Raw genomic sequence first — 16,812 nt, forward strand, 5'->3', positions numbered from 1 at the left:
CCCCAACGACGACCTCACCGCACAACACACAAGCTCACGGGGCCGCGCAGTCAGTGTATATCTATTTTTCCCGCGATGCAAAGTCAAAATAAATGCTCACCATAGAGCCACACACTACCAAACCGACACCCAACTCAACAATGAATATGCCAAGTTTCTGTTCGGAAACAGCATCAAGCACCGCAAAAAAGTAGGAAAGGAAACTTTTTCCGAGAATTGTGGATGCAGCACCTGTAACTATATATAACAGCAACCCCGTGGCACCCATCCCTTGCAGGAAGGAAGCGGACACGACTCTGGAAACTTGCGCCGCTCCGAACACCATATGGTATAAGACCAGTGCAGAGGCTACTATAACTCCACCCTGAAACCCGCCTCCTGGGCTGTAATCACCGTGAACCTGTACATACAAACCGTACAGTATCATCACCGGGAGCATTACGGTCGCTGCACTGCGCAGCGCAGGATTGCTACCTGGAACAACGCACTCCCCCCTAGGCATTTTTCTTACCTCCCCCATCCAGTAGTAATGATACACACATGGCAGCCGTGAACACGACCAGCGTCTCGCCCATGGTATCATATCCACGGAAGCTCGCCAGAATTGCAGTAACTACGTTGGGAATTTCCACATAACGGCTTGTATGCTCGAAATAGGCTGCTGCCTGGATATTTGCCGGGGAAGCTGCGTCTCCGAACTCAGGCAAATCCAAAACTGCGCACATTAACGCCAGAAACATGGATAGTGCGATCGATGCGGCTAAGAGGACTCTAACCGCGCTGCAGTTGGTCCACACATAGCCAACCTTGTCTCTCCCTACATATCCAAGGCGGGAAAGCACAACGAGAGTCAGCGCAGTGCTGAGCCCAGCACCCACAGCCGCTTCTGTTATGGCAACATCAGGTGCAGCCATTACCAGATGGGCGGCTGCCATGGTGAGACTAAATGTACACATCACAATAGTGTTCACCAACACTCCCTCACATAGCGCAACTGCTGCTGCTGACGTTACCAACAGTGGCAGGAGCGCCCAGTTTACAGCCATGCTCACATCCAAGTGCATCTAACCACCATCTGTATCATCACTCTTGCACCGGGACATGAGAGCGCCCACAATGGCGTTGCATGCGGTTGTTGAGGTAATCCACAACAGTACAACTAGCACAAACATCTTGATTGTAAACACAGACAACCCACACTGCATGGCTAAACCACACAATACAAGCGCTACACCAACGGAGTCTGCAACCCCCACGGCATGTACCCTAGAACGAAGATCTGGAAACCGGAAGGCCCCAACGGCGGCTATCACCACAAAGAACAACCCAGCACCTAGCGTTACCATACCTAACAGTGGCAACATAAATCTCTCACTCCCAATTAGACGCGAAAAATTTGGAAAACCCTATAGCGGACACGAGCCCGATACAAGCATACACTAGAGATACATCAACAAAAAACGCCTGGTTACCTGTAAGAACACCAAAGGCTGTAATTAGCACAACGCCAAATGTGTTAAATGCGCTAGCTGCCAACATTCTGTCGCCCACAAGCCTCGACACGATGACCTTATATAGCATCGCAGACATGCACGCAACAAGCACGAAAATTGAGGCAACAAGCACAGCTAACTCCCAAGTAACTACATCCCAGAACGCAACCTAGCCAATATTGTACCAGCTACATTTTCCTTTGTTATCCCAAAATGCCTGTACAAATCTTCACACTTACCTGATGCACCAAACCTGTCAAGCCCTATAAATATACCCCTCTCACCTATGTACTTATGCCACCCCAGAGAACAAGCCGCCTCCACAGCCACTTTTAAGCTCCCATTGCCCAGCAAATTCGCAATATAATCTGCATTTTGTTCGTCAAATATTCGCCAGCAAGGCATGGAAACCACTCTGGTGCCGACTCCCTGATCTTGAAGAATGTCCCTGGCACCCAGTGCCACATCTACCTCGGAACCCGTAGAAAAGATAGTAACCCTAAAATCCCCCTCATGCTCGCGCACTATGTATGCACCCTTGACGGCAAGGTTGTCACGGGAATAGCACACACGGTTGAAGCCCACACTCTGCCTAGATAATGCAAACAACGATGGTGACTTGGTGAGTTTCAGAGCCATTTCCCAGCATTCCAAAACCTCAATAGCATCTGCAGGTCTGAAAACGTACAGGTTTGGTATGGCACGCAGGGAAGCGAGGTGCTCTACGGGCTGATGGGTGGGGCCATCCTCCCCCACACCTATGGAGTCGTGAGTCATTACGTATATGACTTGCAACCCCATCAATGCAGACAATCTTATAGCGGGCCTGCAATAGTCAGAAAAAACTAGAAAGGTCCCACCGTAGGGTATTATGCCCCCATGAAGTGCCATGCCGTTCATACACGCGGCCATCGCGTGCTCTCTCACCCCATAATGCACATAGGACGCGTCAAAACTTTTAGAACTTACCACCTCCATGTGGGGCGCCTTAGTATTATTGGAGGAAGTGAGATCGGATGACCCACCGACGAGCTTGTATACCCTTGTTGCCAAGAATTCTAAAACTCTGCCGAAGGATTTTCTGGTTGCTTCGGTTGGGCGTGTTTCACAAAGGGTATTTTTCAGAGCATCAAGTTCATCTATGACACCGTTTGGCACACCATCTGAGAGTATTTCGTTAAGTGCCTCAGCCCTTTCACAACCAGCAAATTTTTTCATCCATAGATCGCATTCCAGCTCAGCCCTTGCTCTAACTTCACGCCATAAAGTCCTAGCTTCCTCTGGAATTTCGAACCTCTCACCCTCCCATCCTATAGCATTCCGAAACTCTTGAGCATCTTCAGGAGAAAACGGCCAGCTGTGCGCAGCAGCAGTTCCCGCCTTGGGAGGCATAAACTTACCTATGACCGTCCTACAACAAATTATAGATGGTTTGCCCCTAGATTCCCTGGCTACTCCAATCGCTCGCTCAATCTCGCCAAAATCATGCCCATCAACTTCCAATACATCCCACCCATAGGCGGAAAACCTTGCACGTACGTCGTCAGAGGTCGCCAAGCTTGTACTCCCATCTATCGAGATGCCATTATCGTCAAACAAGACAATTAGGTGATCCAGACCCAGGTGTCCGGCTAGAGAAGCGGCCTCATGACTGATTCCTTCCATTAAGCAGCCGTCCCCAACTATAGCGTATGTGTGATGATTGATAAGATCATCACCAAATCTCTGGGAGAACATGCGTTCAGCAATAGCGAGGCCTACGGCGCACCCAAGGCCCTGACCTAGGGGACCTGTAGTCACCTCAACACCCGTGGTGCAACCGTATTCCGGGTGACCGGGAGTTATCGAATGGAGTTGCCTGAAACGCTTTATATCGTCAATCCCAATATATCCAACCAGGTGCATTATTGAGTACATGAGCATGGACCCATGCCCGTTGGAGAGAACTAGTCTGTCCCTATCAAACCATGACGGATGGTTCACGCTGAACCGCAAAAACTTTGAAAACAGCACGGTAGCAACATCGGCCATGCCTAGTGGCATCCCCGGATGCCCCGAGGCAGCATTTTGTATGGCATCTACAGACAGAAGCCTAACCGCTTTCGCCATAATTTGATATGAGTCGTATCCCATCAATGAATTCCCGGGCAGCCTACATGCTGAGATACCTGCCGATGAGGTAATTCTTGTATGAATCCACATCGACTCTCTTCCCAGTAATCTTCTTTAGCAAAGTGGTACTGCTGTATCTTCCACCGTGGGAATATACATGTTTGTTAAGCCAGCCGACGACACCAGAAAAGTCTCCATTCCCCACCCCGCTACAAACGTCTACCTTACTGTTTTTAATCGCAGAAAAAATTTGCGACGCCGCAATCGATGCCACCACCCTGCAAGGCACATAACCGAAAATCCCACTTACCCAGTAATCGTCCTGCATGAACCCCTCCTTGTCATCAGAGGGCACGGAATCGAAATAGTATTTCATGCCCTGGGCCCAGGCATCCGGCAACTCACTGACTTTCAAGTCGTCGTTTATTATCTCTTTTTCCAGTGCGTACCGCAGCATTATATGCGCAAGGGAGCTGACCTCATCTGACTTCTCTAGCAGCATGTTTGGCCGAACCTCGGTAAGGTGAGCATATATATTGTCAATATCGGCCGCTTTTCCCCTAATAGAGAGAAATTTCTTCATTGCCGGAAGGATGAATGAGATAAACTCCCTGTCTCTCAGCAAGTGACAAGACATCAATAACCCCTGAGCTTCATACATCACGCTACCCGGGCAGCTACCCACTGGTTGGTGTTTCCACTTCTGAGGCAGGTTCGAACAGTATAAAAACTTCCCAGCATTTTCCAATGCATCCCTTAAAGCAAGTCTGTAGTCATATTCGCAGTCATCCGCGCCTTTCCCAATACTGCTGGCAACCCCTTCCTCGCTTAACAAATCCATCTTTCTGTGTGAACACACAGCCTCAAGAAGCCCTCCCCCAACGGCTTCAGCTATGTGCTTGCAAAGGGCCATTTGCTTGTCACTAGCAACAGTCTTCGCGGGGTAAGCCTCACTGCTGCCGCTCTGCCTGTTCATAACCTCTCCAGCAAATTGCCGGAAAAATGCCCCCATATCGGTGAAGACCTCATCCATCTTCTTGGTGGTAAGATCCCCATCATAAGCGCCAAGCATGACGTCGTACTTGCTTGCGGCCCCCAAATCCTCAACCTTCATGGCAGCCGCCTCTGAAGATAGCTTGACAACGTCAGCAAGGCACTCCAGCACATTACGTGCGGACTCATCCCCCTGGCAAAACAGCGCCCACTTCGCCCTGCAGGTGACCCTGGCCTTTACTAGGCAACTCACTAGATTGATCGGCAACCCCCTAAGGCGCCTGTATATTCTGTTGATGCAATGGAGGTTTGCAACCTCCCAATCTCCCAACTGCCCCTTGTTTGCAAGTGCAAAGTCTATGGCTTCCGCGACCACTTCACTGTCTACGATCTCCTGCACCACCTCCCTCAGAGTACATATTCTGCTGACTTTACAATCGAAATCCGAATCGTCAGCGTAGAGAACCCTGACCACACCAATGACGTGGTTTACCTTCGTAAATACCTGCTCCAAAAATTTATAATGTTTCATACGCACAACACCCGGAACGAGACCGGCCCCACTAAGACACAACCCAAAAACAACCTAGGAGACCGCTGTCAGTTAGGCAGACATGCGCTAAATTTACCATACATCGCGGCGAAAGCTATAACAAATAAACCAAGTAGGATAAATTATTTTTCTTGACTTGACTCGGTTTTAAGCAATGATTTTGCGCAGTGGGGTTCTTCAGTGGTTATCGCAGCTGAATCTTTAGTGTAGGGGAGGGTTTTACTATGCTGCATCGTTGGTTGGCTCTGTGCTTCTTGGCGTCGCTTTCCGTAACGGGCTGCGGCCTTTTCAGTAAGGAAAAGGTCGGCATAGACGTTGTCGGCGTGCCTTTTAGCGCCGGGAGGGTAGAGAAGGTTTATTTTGACTTCAATAAGTACGAGATCAAGGGTTCCGGCAAGAAGGTGTTGCTGGGCTTGGTGGAGCGAATGAAGGCGAATAAGAGGTCTACCCTACTTATTATCGGGCACACAGACTCAAGGGGAACGGAGGAATACAACCTGGCGTTGGGTGAGAGAAGGGCGAATGCTGTTAAGGAGTTCATACTAGGGTGTGACAGGTCGCTGTCTCCAAGAATATCTACTCAGTCCAGGGGTAAGGCGGAGCCAGAAGTTCTGGTATATTCAAGCGACTTTAAGGAAGCTGAGAAGGCGCATGCCCAAAACCGCAGGGTTGTGCTCATTATGGAGTGTCAGCATACAGTGTCTCCCAAGAAAAAAAGGGCCATCAGGTGGCCGTTCAGCTTTGGTCGGAGCACAGCTCAGCAAGACAGTGACGGTGGCGGCGAGGTTTCCGACGAAAATCCCCTCGAAGATTCTTCAGAGGAGGTAGCTTCCGAAGTGGTGTCTGCGGCGGAGTCAGCGTCTGAAAAAGCGGCAGAGGCGGCACCAGAAGTGGTGCAGCAGGACTCGGAAGAGTAGTCAAACCCAGGTAGTAAGGGCCGCGTGGCTTTTGCTCGGTCACTATCTGCTATTTACGCCAGGCGCGGCATTGCGTGAACGCCCAGCCCCAGCGGGGCGTGGGGTGTCCGCGCGGCTTTTTGTTCCTTGAGATGCGTTGGTGGTTAGTCTCCGCTTTTGGGCGCGGCTGGTGGAGCGTCTGTGTCGTTGGTAAAGGCCGGCCGTCGTGTGGTCGGCTGCTCTTTGTGCGCGGGAATCGGCAGTTCGCAGCTATGGGTTCTAGTGCGTGTATTACGAGTGCCCATTACAGGGTTGGTGGTGTTGTGCACCTGAACAGTATTGACACTATTTCTTTATTTTGCTAGCTTGGCCAGGAATTTTCATGGGCAGCAGATGGCGAGCATAGTGGTAGTGGGGCTACAGTGGGGAGATGAGGGCAAGGGCAAGATTGTGGATTGGCTGTCTGTGAGTGCCGATGCTGTAGTACGGTTTCAGGGGGGTAACAATGCTGGACACACAGTGGTTGCGGATGGGAGAGTGTACAAACTGAGTCTTTTGCCAACGTCCGTATTGCGGCAAAACAAGCTGTCCATGATAGGCAGCGGAGTGGCGTTAGATCCGTACGCATTCGTTCGGGAGGTAGAAAGCCTCAGGGACAGCGGCATATTTCTTGACCCTGACAGTTTGTGCCTGTCCGAGTCCTGCCCATTGGTTCTTAGTGTGCATAGGGATGCGGACTCTATAATGGAGGAAATGCGTGGAAATGAGTCCATAGGCACGACGTGTATGGGAATTGGCCCGTGCTACGAGGACAAAGTTGGCAGAAGGGCCATAAGGCTGTGTGACTTGCTGGATGAAACATCGCTTTATGACAAAGTACTGTGCCTGTTGTCTTACCACAATCTGCTAAGAAGGGCTACAAACCGACTGGAAGCCTCTCCACAGGGAATCATGGATGAGTTGATGCAAATTGCCCCAAAGGTCTTGCCCTTTATGAAGCCTGTTCCAGAAATCATCAGCAACCTAATTAAGCAAGGTAAGACCGTACTGTTCGAAGGTGCGCAGGGCGCGTTGCTTGATGTCGATCATGGCACGTATCCATATGTAACGTCTAGCAACACAGTAGCGGGCTATGTACAGGTGGGGTGCGGCGTAGGCATTCTCGGAGATACACGAGTTCTCGGACTCGCAAAGGCCTACACCACAAGGGTTGGTAATGGGCCCTTTACCACAGAGCAAACCGGAGCAGTTGGTGACACTATGTTCGAGCGTGGCAGAGAGGTAGGCACTGTAACCAACCGCGTAAGGAGGTGTGGCTGGTTTGATGCAGTCTCTGTGCGTCAAGCTGCCCTATCCTCCGGCGCATCTGAAATGATACTAACCAAACTAGACGTGCTGGACACAATTGATGAGATTAAAATATGCACCAGGTACAGATGTGGTGAGGAATCATATGATTACCTCCCCGCTGCATCCCATATACAAAACAAGTTAGAGCCTGTATACGAGACTTTACCGGGATGGCGCACTAGCACATTGGGAGCTGTCTCTCGTAGTGACCTTCCAGAAAATGCAATGTCATATATCAGTAGACTGGAGGAGTTGGTTGGAGTACCAGTAAGCTTGGTGTCTACAGGACCGGAAAGAAACCACATCGTATCAATGAATCCCTGACTACTTCTTGTTGTAGTGTACGTACAGGAATGGGTCAAATGATGCATCTGATGGCTCTACAACTACCTTCTTTACCTGTGAATGTAAAAAGACAATCAAGGAGTTTGGTTCATCACCAATTGATAGGGTAATCACTTCTTTCTTGATAGAACTCGCCAGAAGTTGCTGCTTCTCCCTAACTTCCCCTTCTGAGAGTAGATCACACTTGTTTAGTATGACCACCTCTTGCTTACAAGCAAGCTCCTCACTATGCAACTTAAGTTCCTGCCTGACTAGCTCATAGGCACCTACTATATCTGGAAGTGAGCAATCTACAAGGTGTAGGAGTATGACGCACCTCTCAATATGCTTGAGAAACTTGTGCCCTAACCCTGCACCAGAACTGGCATTTTCTATAAGACCAGGAATATCTGCCAATACCAGCCCACACCCATTTGCATATGCAACCCCAAGGTGTGGTTCTAGGGTTGTAAAGGGATAGTCAGAAACCTTAGTCTTCGATGCTGTACAACGTGATAATAGACTAGACTTCCCAGCATTGGGCATGCCTATTATCCCAATATCTGAAATTATCTTGAGCTTTAACAGAACACAGTGCTCTTCCCCTAATGTCCCATAGGTGAAATATGTGGGCGCACGATTAGTCGAACTCTTGTACTGGGCGTTGCCAACCCCACCCCTCCCTCCTGTAGCTACTATGCATTGCTGCCCTATGTCGTGTAAATCCGCTATTAGGGTGTTTCTATCCCCTTGGCCATATCCAACACTTGTTGCAAAATCAGCGCCGCAGATATCTTATCATCCACCTTCTGAGATTCCTTTCTGCGCAATCCAAGGCTCTCAGTTGTTCTACTGGCCATTGCGGTGGTATACCTTTCATCGTGTAGGTACACATAAATACCAGATTTTTTTATCAGCTTCTGTACAAAAGAGCGGACTACCGCGCACATTTCTCCTTCCATGCCATCAAGCTGCAGTGGTAAGCCCACAACTGCCGCGCAGATCCCCTCCCTTTTCAAAATAGCGTTCAGCTCGCCCAGATCTTGCCTCATATTTCTCCTAAGGTACACACTATGCGGCATCGCAATGGTACCCGTACTATCGCTCACGGCAAGGCCAAACTTCTTCTCACCAAAATCCAGCCCCAGAATTCTCCTATTGGCCCCCAACGCCTCAAAGAAACCCTCTATGCTTTCACACAACATAACCAACCTGCCACAGCCAAGTACGCGGCAAGCCTCAGCTACGCAATACAAACCATGTGACTATTGACACGCCAAGCATTCATCATAGTCAAAGTTGGTGATTTGCCGTTGCGGAGAGACCGCCTGCCCGACATGAACGTGGGACACTTTGTCTGCTTTTTGTACCGACTTGGATCTTAAGTAGTAAAGGCTTTTTATCCCCTTCCTCCAAGCAAGAAAGTGTATTTTATGTAAGTACCGCTTATGCACACCTGCAGGAAGAAAGATGTTGACTGACTGCGCCTGGCACACATACGGGGCCCTATCACTGCTATGCTCAACTATCCAGCGCTGATCCATCTCGTAAGCAGTCCTGAATACAAGCTTTTCCCGCTCGGTGAGAAAATCCAGATGCTGCACGGAACCCTCGTTGGTAGAAATGGACGACCAAACTTGATCGTTATCCAACCCCTTAGACTCTAACATCTTCTGCAGAAACTTGTTACGCACCACAAAGGAGCCAGTAAGAGTCTTGTGAGTGAACACGTTCGCTGCGTACGGCTCTATTCCCGGTGAAGTATTGCCGGAAATTATGGATATGGAAGCAGTTGGAGCAATGGAGAGCTTATGCACAAACCGCTCCATTTTGTTAGCATCCACAGCATCAGGGCATGGCCCCTTCTCCAGCGCAAGCTTATAAGAAACCTCATCCGCCTGGCTCTTTATATACTCAAAAATCTTCTTATTCCACACAGAGGCAGCAAAAGATTCAAAGGGCACCATTTTGCTCTGCAAGAATGAGTGGAACCCCATAACTCCTACCCCAATACTGCGCTCCCTCATCGCAGCATATTTTGCGCGTTCGATCTCTGGAGGAGCTTTGTTGATAAAATCTGTGAGTACGTTGTCTAGGAACCGCATTACATCCTCTATAAACAAGGGCTCCGTGCTCCACATGTCGTAGTACTCAAGGTTCAAGGACGCAAGACAGCAGATCGCGGTTCTGGATTTTCCTAGGTGGTCCTCCCCTGTAGCAAGGGTGATCTCAGTGCACAGATTGGACATCTTTACTTCTAGTCCGAGCTCCTTATATATGTCTGGCTTGTGCTTGTTAACTGTGTCTACAAATACGACGTACGGCTCTCCCGTTTCAACCCGGGTGGTCAAAATTTTTATCCACAGATCCCTAGCCCTAACGGTGGAGATAACGCACCTATCCTTGGGGCTCACCAAGTCCCAGGGCTTATCCTGTTCAACCGCTTTCATAAACTCATCAGTAAGCAAGACTCCGTGGTGGATGTTTAGCGCCTTCCTGTTGGGATCACCACCTGTGGGCTTTCTGATATCTAGAAATTCCTCAATCTCTGGGTGACCGACGGGCAAATACACAGCGGAGCTGCCTCTGCGCAAAGAACCCTGGCTTATGGCCAAGGTCAACGCATTTTGCACGACTATGAATGGAATTATCCCCGAAGTTTTTCCACTACTTCTAACCTTTTCTCCAATGGAGCGGAGATTGCCCCAGTAACTCCCTATACCCCCACCACGCGACGCAAGCCATACGTTTTCGTTCCACAGGTTCAATATACCAACCAGGCTATCTTCGGTCTCGTTTAAGAAACACGAAATCGGCAACCCCCTGGAGGTTCCTCCATTACTCAATATCGGAGTAGCAGGCATGAACCACAACTTGCTCATGTAGTCATAGAGCCGCTGGGCGTGCTCGTCATTATCTGAATAATACTGGGAGACGCGCACAAACAGCTGCTGATAGTCCTCGTTATCCAGCAAATACCTATCAGACAGCACAGCCTTGCCAAAGTTAGTAAGGTTGTTGTCCCTGGTACGGTCGACAATAATCGGTGACACCTTGTCATACCTCCTACATTTACTAACATACAAACCCGAAAAGCGGTACGCATCCCGCCTTTGAATATATACAGTACCTATACAGACAATTCAGTACTATATACAGCACTCACGTAACAAAAGGGACAAAGCTCCCCGTCATCGGTAACCAATAGTTAAAGAAACCCCGACGGGACTAACCCCAACCTTAGAAACACCTACGCCGCACCCGGCCGGTAAGTGACTCCCACGGGAGTCGAACCCGCGTTACCACCGTGAAAGGGTGGGGTCCTAGACCACTAGACGAAGGAGTCACAGCAGACCCATATATAATCATCAGCACCGTTACAGTCAAACAAAATTCCTACTGCAGCACAACCCACCAGCCGCACCAAAAACTCGCGCAAGCACCGCAACCCACACCCGACAACAGACCCGCGAAACACAAACCCTATACCAACAAACTACCAACCACGTACACTAATTAGGTGTATACCAAACGCCGTCAAAGTACCACAAGTTGCATAAAAACGAAAATGTAAAATTCGAGTTTTTGAAATGTGCATGTAAGTAAAAACCTGGGACATGCAAGCAAACTCTTGTATACTGAGGAGGAATCTGATTACACCGTCTATGCACCACATCTACAGCGACATACGGCAGAAGGTAGAGGATTTTGCCTCTCTGGTGCAAAAGGAACTCGCTCAGGTGGCGTCCGCAACAAAGGCTGAGTGCCCGTCAGCAGTCTTGCACGAAGCTTTGAGCTATACCATATCGAATCCAGGAAAGTGCGTACGCTCGTTTTTGGCAAGTACGTCAGCGCGAGTTTTTGGCGTCAGCGCGGAAAGAACGTTGCGGTTGAGCGCTGCTATTGAGGTTGTGCATACCTACTCCTTAGTGCATGATGACCTGCCATCCATGGATAACTCTCCTATCAGGCGCGGCAGGGAAAGCTGCCACACAAAGTTCGGAGAGGCGGTTGCAGTTTTAACTGGCGACGCTTTACTTACACTCACCTTTGAGTTATTGTCGACCATGAATGAGGGTTGTGCCGTAAGGTGTGAAATCATAAAGCTGCTGTCCAAGGCGTGTGGCCGTTGCGGCATGGTAGCCGGGCAGATGTTGGACATGGAAACACGCTCTTTGACGTCATTTGAGAAAGTCAGGAGGGTACACGAATTGAAAACCGCCAGGTTGTTCTCTGCCGCCTGCGAGGCTGGCGCAGTTTTGGGTGGGGCTTCTGCCGAGGAAAGAATGGCGTTGGCTGAGTACGGTGCTGCACTAGGTTGCGCGTTCCAAGCGAAGGATGATCTGAGTGACGCTGGGGAGGATAGCGAGCGACGCTTCGGCAGCATGGCATATATTCTCGGGACAGAAGAAACGCGAGACTATATCGATGGTTTGTTGCGTAAGTGTGAAAAGCACCTAAAGAAGCTACCTGGTGATGTAGATACGCTCGGCGGTCTTATTGTGTTTGTTGAAAACTTAAGCGTATGAAAGTCCTAGCATATCGCCTGTTGTACGTAGTTGCGGTTTTCGCCGTTCTTGGGTTGCTGCTGAGAGCGGTGTCCACCAGCATTGTCTCCGGCATAACCGAACACACTGATAAGCCTTACAAGGTTTCCGTCACTGATAATGATAGCCCTGCATACAAGATAGGAGCCCTGATGCTACGGCCGATAATAGAAGCGAGGATTGACCGGTACATAAGCGAACAAGGACTAGCAGAATACCTGCGTGACGCGGCATCTGCTGCACCTCCTGAGGAGAATTTCCGCCTGATTGACTTAGAAGAAGGTGAGGGACGCGAGGTGCTGTGTGGACAGAAGGTCTCCGCAATGATTTTACACTTCCCCATGGACAGCCAGGAGACCATAGACCCGCTGCAAGCCGCACGCAAGATCAGTGGCAGCACGCAACCTGTGAGTTTCAGACTTGGAGCGCATGAGGTCAAGGAGATAAACTACGCTTTGGCCGGTATGAGGCGGGGCGGCAGCAGGGTTGTTACAGTAACTCGTGACGAAGAGGGAAAATCTGACAGCTATTATGTACATCTCACGTCTGTGGATGACAAGGTGCCTGAGGCTCATGACATAAGAAACCTTATGTCCTTCGACAAGCGCGATACCAGCATCAAGGAGGCAGTGACCGTGGCGCGATGCGGTGATGCTGTCTCTGTTAAGTACACGATAAAGGATGTGCGCGGGAAAGTGTTAGTTGGGGACCAGGTTGTTGACTTCATAATAGGCAACAGAAGCGTCCCGATTGTGTTGGAATTGGGAGTAGTTGGCCTGAGGTCGGACAGCCGGAGGTCTATAATAGTACCACCAGAGCTTTTGTCTGGTTTCGATCAAACCGTGGATAAGCACGGCGTCAAGATTATCGACGCACAGATCAAACATAAGAAGGCTCCCAACTCGGACTCGAGTATAGAATAGCCGGTTTCCGTGGTGTGGGTACTACTCTCTTTTTGTCATGCCACTGTTGTGCGCTGCTCCACGTATGACGCCATGCAATTGCTCGCACCCTACTTCCATTTCTGAATTAATAAGCCCAGGGTAGCGCGCACTTCCGTGTTTTAGCAGGCTTATTACCTCCTCCACTATTGCCGGAGTGCTCAGATATCCATGTCTGTACAGCCCGTTTATCCTTATAACGCCATCTTCAACTATAATTCTTGGAAGGTTGTCCGAAAATGCGGGTCTGCAGGCAGACATCATATCAAGCACCCTGGCCTCTGCAAAACCCCTGTGGACCGAGTATGCGGCTGATAGCAGTTCGAGCACGGATCTAACCGATATCTCTGAGAAGTCACAGCTTTCTATTTCCGTAGCACCGACTATTAACCTACCTTCAGATCTGGGTACCATGTACACGCTGTATCTGGGATGCACCATGCGAATTGGGCGGCCGATGACGACTTCGGGAGCGTGAAGTAGCATGCTTTCCCCTCTCACCCCCCTCAAGCCGGGAACCGCGCTCTTCGCTCCAATGCCCCTGCAGTCAAAAACCACATCAAAAACGTGTCGCTTGCCGTCCACCACCAACGCTCTAGACGCTACTTCATCCACACGTGTATTGCAAAGCCATTTGATACCTAGACGAATTAATGTGGCTTCCAGACGTGAAAAAAGCCGCATGCTATCTATGCATCCCTCTCCTTGAATGTACATACCGTGGCGTACAGATAGCCCGCTTTCAAGTGTGTGAATTTCATCGGAAATGCAGAGACTACCAAAAAGGTCAGTGAATCTCCGCCGGATGATGGCGCATATCCTCTCCAGTTCCTGCAAGTCACCTGCGTGGGCTACAATTATACTCCCCAACATTTTGAGACATTCACTCGCACCCACGGAACGAAGAATTCCGGGCCACAACTCCAAAGATCTGTGGCCCAGTTCTATAACCAAACCCCCGGTTGTCTCCGCTTCGGAATACAGAGAAAGCATGCCCCCAGCAATAAATCCGCAGCTGCGTTTGCCCAGTGCGTTATCTCGATCAAAGATCGACACCTTCCATCCATCCTGCAGCAACGCCAGAGCCAGTAGTCTGCCAACCAGTCCAGCCCCCGCTATCCCCGCAGTTTTTACCATATCGCCATTCTCAAACTAAGGCCTAATACACCAAGAAACGCAACAGACCGTGCTCGGAACAAGGCGCAGCACGGTCCAGTAACCGCTCCGCATCTCAACAGACAGTGCCCCACGTTTGGCAGCAGGTTATCACTATCCAGAACGCGCCCCACCACTATCGTAAACATCGTAGCGCGCAGTGTAATCCCTGAATTTTCCTTTTTCAGGCTCGAAAAAAAGTCTAATATTGCCTATGGGCCCGTTTCTTTGTTTTGAAACAAGCACATCGGCAACATTGCTAATTGCATTCATCTTCATCTGCCACTCTGCATGCTTGGCAGTCCCTTCAGCAGGCTGTTTTCTTAATTCGTAGTACTCCTCCCTGTACAAAAACATTACCACATCTGCGTCCTGCTCTATGCTTCCAGAATCACGCAAGTCAGACAGCTGGGGCTTCTTATCGTCACGCTGCTCAACAAGCCTGGAGAGCTGGGAAAGCGCCACTAGTGGAACATTCAGCTCCTTCGCTATGGCTTTCAAGCCTTGAGTAACCTCAGAAACTTCCTGCACCCTATTCTCTCCGCTCCGCTTCGTAGTTCCCTTGATTAACTGCAGATAGTCTACAAAAACAACCCCAATATTGTGAAGCTGGTGCATTCTTCTTATCCTGGTTCTGAGTCCGCTAATTGACAAAACGGATGAATCGTCCACTATCAGTGGCAAATCGCATATTTTCTCGCTAGCCTTCAATACTTGATTCAAATCCGTGCTGCTAATTTTGCCCGATAGGGCCTTGTAGGAACTGATTTCAGATTCTATCGATATGATCCTAGAAGCAATGTGCTCTGCAGACATTTCAAGTGAGAAAAACCCGACACTTTTTCCGTCGTTTTTAAGCGACTTACAAGCACTTAGGGCCATATTCAAAGCTAGGGCTGTTTTCCCCATAGAAGGGCGCGCAGCTACAACTATTAGATCAGAATTCTGCAGCCCATTTAACAGTTGGTCCAAATCCTTAAGCCCCACAGATACTCCCTGTAGAGCGTTTGCACCGCCCTTGGCAGCTTCGATCTTCTTTTTCACGTCCTCTACCAATACCGAGAACTTGTGATAATTCCTGTCGGATCTACCTCTGCTACCCAGCACAAACAGCCGCTGCGCTGCATCTTCTATCTGCTGTTCCGCAGGGTTGTCAGAGTCATAATCGTACGCATTGCTTACCACATCGTTCCCAAAGGCAATTAAGCAACGTCGAAGGTGTGCATCAAACACAGCCTGCGCCACACTTCTTATATCGAAAACTACGCTGGCCTTTGCCGCGATCTTGGCTAAATACTCAGCGCCGCCACATTCAATCAATGCCTCGTCATTGTCAAAAAACATCTTCAGGCTAATCTCGTTGGCGGCAAGGCCACGCCGGTTAATTTTTATTACTTGGTCAAAAATCCGCCCGTGCAGAGGATCAAAAAATACGTCTGCGCTTATTATATCCTCTAAAGCATCGCAGATTCTGTTGTCCCTCAACATCGCACCGATGAGCATCTGCTCGGCTTCAATGTTGCTGGGCAAGCTGCTTATAGTACTTAGCGTACTGCCCTCTTTTAAGTCCTGCACCAAAAAACCCCAACAAGCCTCGGAGGATTATACCACCAGGGGGCCATGCTGCAAACCAACAGCAGACAGCTATCTAGATCTTGCAATATATTTGCCCTGAAATCTGCTGGGCATACGAACAAACATCTGCCAGAATCCATTGGGAAGCTCGCCGTTATCGCCAACTCTGGCACCTGAACTGAACAAGCGAGCCAGACTTTCCTGCCTCTCCGACATCACAAGCCTAGTCCACTTACCTATGGGCTCTGCCACCCCAACAATTTGCGCAGTGCTTTCATACTTTACGCCATCATCGGCAACCTCATGCTTCTGTGCAGATGCAAGGTCCTTTTTGAGTAGCTTGTCTTCTTTTTCAACATTGTACTTTTCCTGGTCTGTCAGTGTCTCATCCACGTCGTGCTCATCCGCAGACTTCTCGCTTGACGTCTCAGACGACTCTTTGCCAAATAGGCTGGCAATCTTTGCAACCAGGCGCCGCACGGCGGACAGCAAGGCATCGATAGCCCCCCATAGCTTGTGCAGCAGTTTTTTTACGGCTTGCCAAATGTAGTCAAGCCCCTTTTTCAGTGTTTTGAACGGCCAGAGAAGAATATTCTTCAGGCACCTGCATACACACCTTCTCACCGGTTTAATAAACAGCATTAGAGATGCAAGCAGCCCCACAGACGCCGCAGCACCCTTCAACGCAACCCCCACAATTCCAGCACCCGGTATCAGCCCCAGCAACTTCTTTATCACACCTACAAACTCGGACACGCACCCGCGCCGATTCTAGCATACTATAGCGTACATACAAAGTGTCTGTTGCATCGGGCTAATCACCGTTAAGCCAGGAGTAACCACTATGCATATTACAGCACCTTTACGCACGGC

The 16,812-nt window shown here is 49.6% G+C and carries 17 protein-coding genes and 1 tRNA gene; 4 read left to right on the forward strand and 14 right to left on the reverse strand.

All coding sequences use genetic code 11. The features are described from left to right. Positions 1 to 61 precede the first annotated feature (61 nt). From AOV_RS03060 to AOV_RS03085, 6 genes are read right to left on the reverse strand one after another with little or no spacing between them, the layout of a single operon-like run. A complete protein-coding gene (locus AOV_RS03060; RefSeq protein ID WP_075139088.1) occupies positions 62 to 520 on the reverse strand; it encodes a Na(+)/H(+) antiporter subunit B in 459 nt (152 codons plus the stop codon). Beyond that, complete coding sequence (locus AOV_RS03065) at positions 495 to 1,064, reverse strand: DUF4040 domain-containing protein (protein WP_075139089.1); 570 nt, start codon at positions 1,062 to 1,064, stop codon at positions 495 to 497. The genes AOV_RS03060 and AOV_RS03065 overlap by 26 nt, the downstream gene beginning before the upstream one ends. Beyond that, positions 1,065 to 1,364, reverse strand: a complete 300-nt coding sequence (locus AOV_RS03070; protein WP_075139090.1) for a monovalent cation/H(+) antiporter subunit G — start codon at positions 1,362 to 1,364, stop codon at positions 1,065 to 1,067. A gap of 7 nt (positions 1,365 to 1,371) precedes the next feature. Continuing rightward, a complete protein-coding gene (locus AOV_RS03075; protein ID WP_075139091.1) occupies positions 1,372 to 1,626 on the reverse strand; it encodes a monovalent cation/H+ antiporter complex subunit F in 255 nt (84 codons plus the stop codon). Positions 1,627 to 1,643: 17 nt separating this feature from the next. Then, positions 1,644 to 3,626 carry a transketolase gene (tkt, locus tag AOV_RS03080; protein ID WP_075139092.1) on the reverse strand — a complete coding sequence of 661 codons (1,983 nt, stop codon included), beginning with the start codon at positions 3,624 to 3,626 and terminating at the stop codon, positions 1,644 to 1,646. Positions 3,627 to 3,645: 19 nt separating this feature from the next. Continuing rightward, a complete protein-coding gene (locus AOV_RS03085) occupies positions 3,646 to 5,130 on the reverse strand; it encodes a gluzincin family metallopeptidase (RefSeq protein WP_075139093.1) in 1,485 nt (494 codons plus the stop codon). Positions 5,131 to 5,375: 245 nt separating this feature from the next. Here AOV_RS03085 and AOV_RS03090 point away from each other — a divergent pair, with 245 nt between their 5' ends. Beyond that, entirely contained in the window at positions 5,376 to 6,068 is a 693-nt protein-coding gene (locus AOV_RS03090) for an OmpA family protein (protein ID WP_075139094.1), read from the forward strand. A 372-nt stretch (positions 6,069 to 6,440) separates the two neighbouring features. Next, on the forward strand, positions 6,441 to 7,721 hold the full coding sequence (locus tag AOV_RS03095) for an adenylosuccinate synthase (RefSeq protein ID WP_075139506.1): 1,281 nt from the start codon (positions 6,441 to 6,443) through the stop codon (positions 7,719 to 7,721). Here the strand turns inward: AOV_RS03095 and AOV_RS03100 are convergent, their stop codons facing one another. The 5 genes from AOV_RS03100 to AOV_RS05330 all read right to left on the reverse strand — a co-directional run bounded on the left by AOV_RS03100 (position 7,722) and on the right by AOV_RS05330 (position 11,199). Continuing rightward, positions 7,722 to 8,513, reverse strand: coding sequence for a GTPase (locus tag AOV_RS03100; RefSeq protein WP_410518155.1), 792 nt, complete (start codon positions 8,511 to 8,513; stop codon positions 7,722 to 7,724). Beyond that, positions 8,453 to 8,926 carry a Holliday junction resolvase RuvX gene (gene ruvX / locus AOV_RS03105; protein ID WP_075139095.1) on the reverse strand — a complete coding sequence of 158 codons (474 nt, stop codon included), beginning with the start codon at positions 8,924 to 8,926 and terminating at the stop codon, positions 8,453 to 8,455. Before ruvX ends, AOV_RS03100 begins: the two co-directional genes overlap by 61 nt. A 60-nt stretch (positions 8,927 to 8,986) precedes the next feature. Further along, positions 8,987 to 10,774, reverse strand: coding sequence for a ribonucleoside-diphosphate reductase subunit alpha (locus tag AOV_RS03110; RefSeq protein WP_075139096.1), 1,788 nt, complete (start codon positions 10,772 to 10,774; stop codon positions 8,987 to 8,989). A 220-nt stretch (positions 10,775 to 10,994) separates the two neighbouring features. Further along, a tRNA-Glu gene (locus AOV_RS03115) sits at positions 10,995 to 11,067 on the reverse strand. Next, entirely contained in the window at positions 11,053 to 11,199 is a 147-nt protein-coding gene (locus tag AOV_RS05330) for a hypothetical protein (RefSeq protein ID WP_158543035.1), read from the reverse strand. The genes AOV_RS03115 and AOV_RS05330 overlap by 15 nt, the downstream gene beginning before the upstream one ends. 187 nt (positions 11,200 to 11,386) lie before the next feature. Here AOV_RS05330 and AOV_RS03120 point away from each other — a divergent pair, with 187 nt between their 5' ends. Continuing rightward, positions 11,387 to 12,250 (forward strand): polyprenyl synthetase family protein, encoded by an 864-nt coding sequence (locus AOV_RS03120; RefSeq protein WP_075139507.1) that lies wholly within the window; start codon positions 11,387 to 11,389, stop codon positions 12,248 to 12,250. Next, a complete protein-coding gene (locus tag AOV_RS03125; RefSeq protein WP_075139097.1) occupies positions 12,247 to 13,191 on the forward strand; it encodes an FKBP-type peptidyl-prolyl cis-trans isomerase in 945 nt (314 codons plus the stop codon). Before AOV_RS03120 ends, AOV_RS03125 begins: the two co-directional genes overlap by 4 nt. Positions 13,192 to 13,212: 21 nt before the next feature. Here AOV_RS03125 and AOV_RS03130 read toward each other — a convergent pair whose 3' ends face one another. From AOV_RS03130 to AOV_RS03140, 3 genes are all read right to left on the reverse strand, one after another. Continuing rightward, entirely contained in the window at positions 13,213 to 14,346 is a 1,134-nt protein-coding gene (locus AOV_RS03130) for an FAD-dependent oxidoreductase (RefSeq protein WP_075139098.1), read from the reverse strand. A gap of 132 nt (positions 14,347 to 14,478) precedes the next feature. Next, positions 14,479 to 15,939, reverse strand: a complete 1,461-nt coding sequence (locus AOV_RS03135) for a replicative DNA helicase (protein ID WP_075139099.1) — start codon at positions 15,937 to 15,939, stop codon at positions 14,479 to 14,481. A gap of 69 nt (positions 15,940 to 16,008) precedes the next feature. Then, positions 16,009 to 16,677 (reverse strand): hypothetical protein, encoded by a 669-nt coding sequence (locus tag AOV_RS03140; protein WP_075139508.1) that lies wholly within the window; start codon positions 16,675 to 16,677, stop codon positions 16,009 to 16,011. Between the last annotated feature and the right edge of the window lie 135 nt (positions 16,678 to 16,812).

This window comes from Anaplasma ovis str. Haibei (genome assembly GCF_002214625.1).
Taxonomy (GTDB): domain Bacteria; phylum Pseudomonadota; class Alphaproteobacteria; order Rickettsiales; family Anaplasmataceae; genus Anaplasma; species Anaplasma ovis.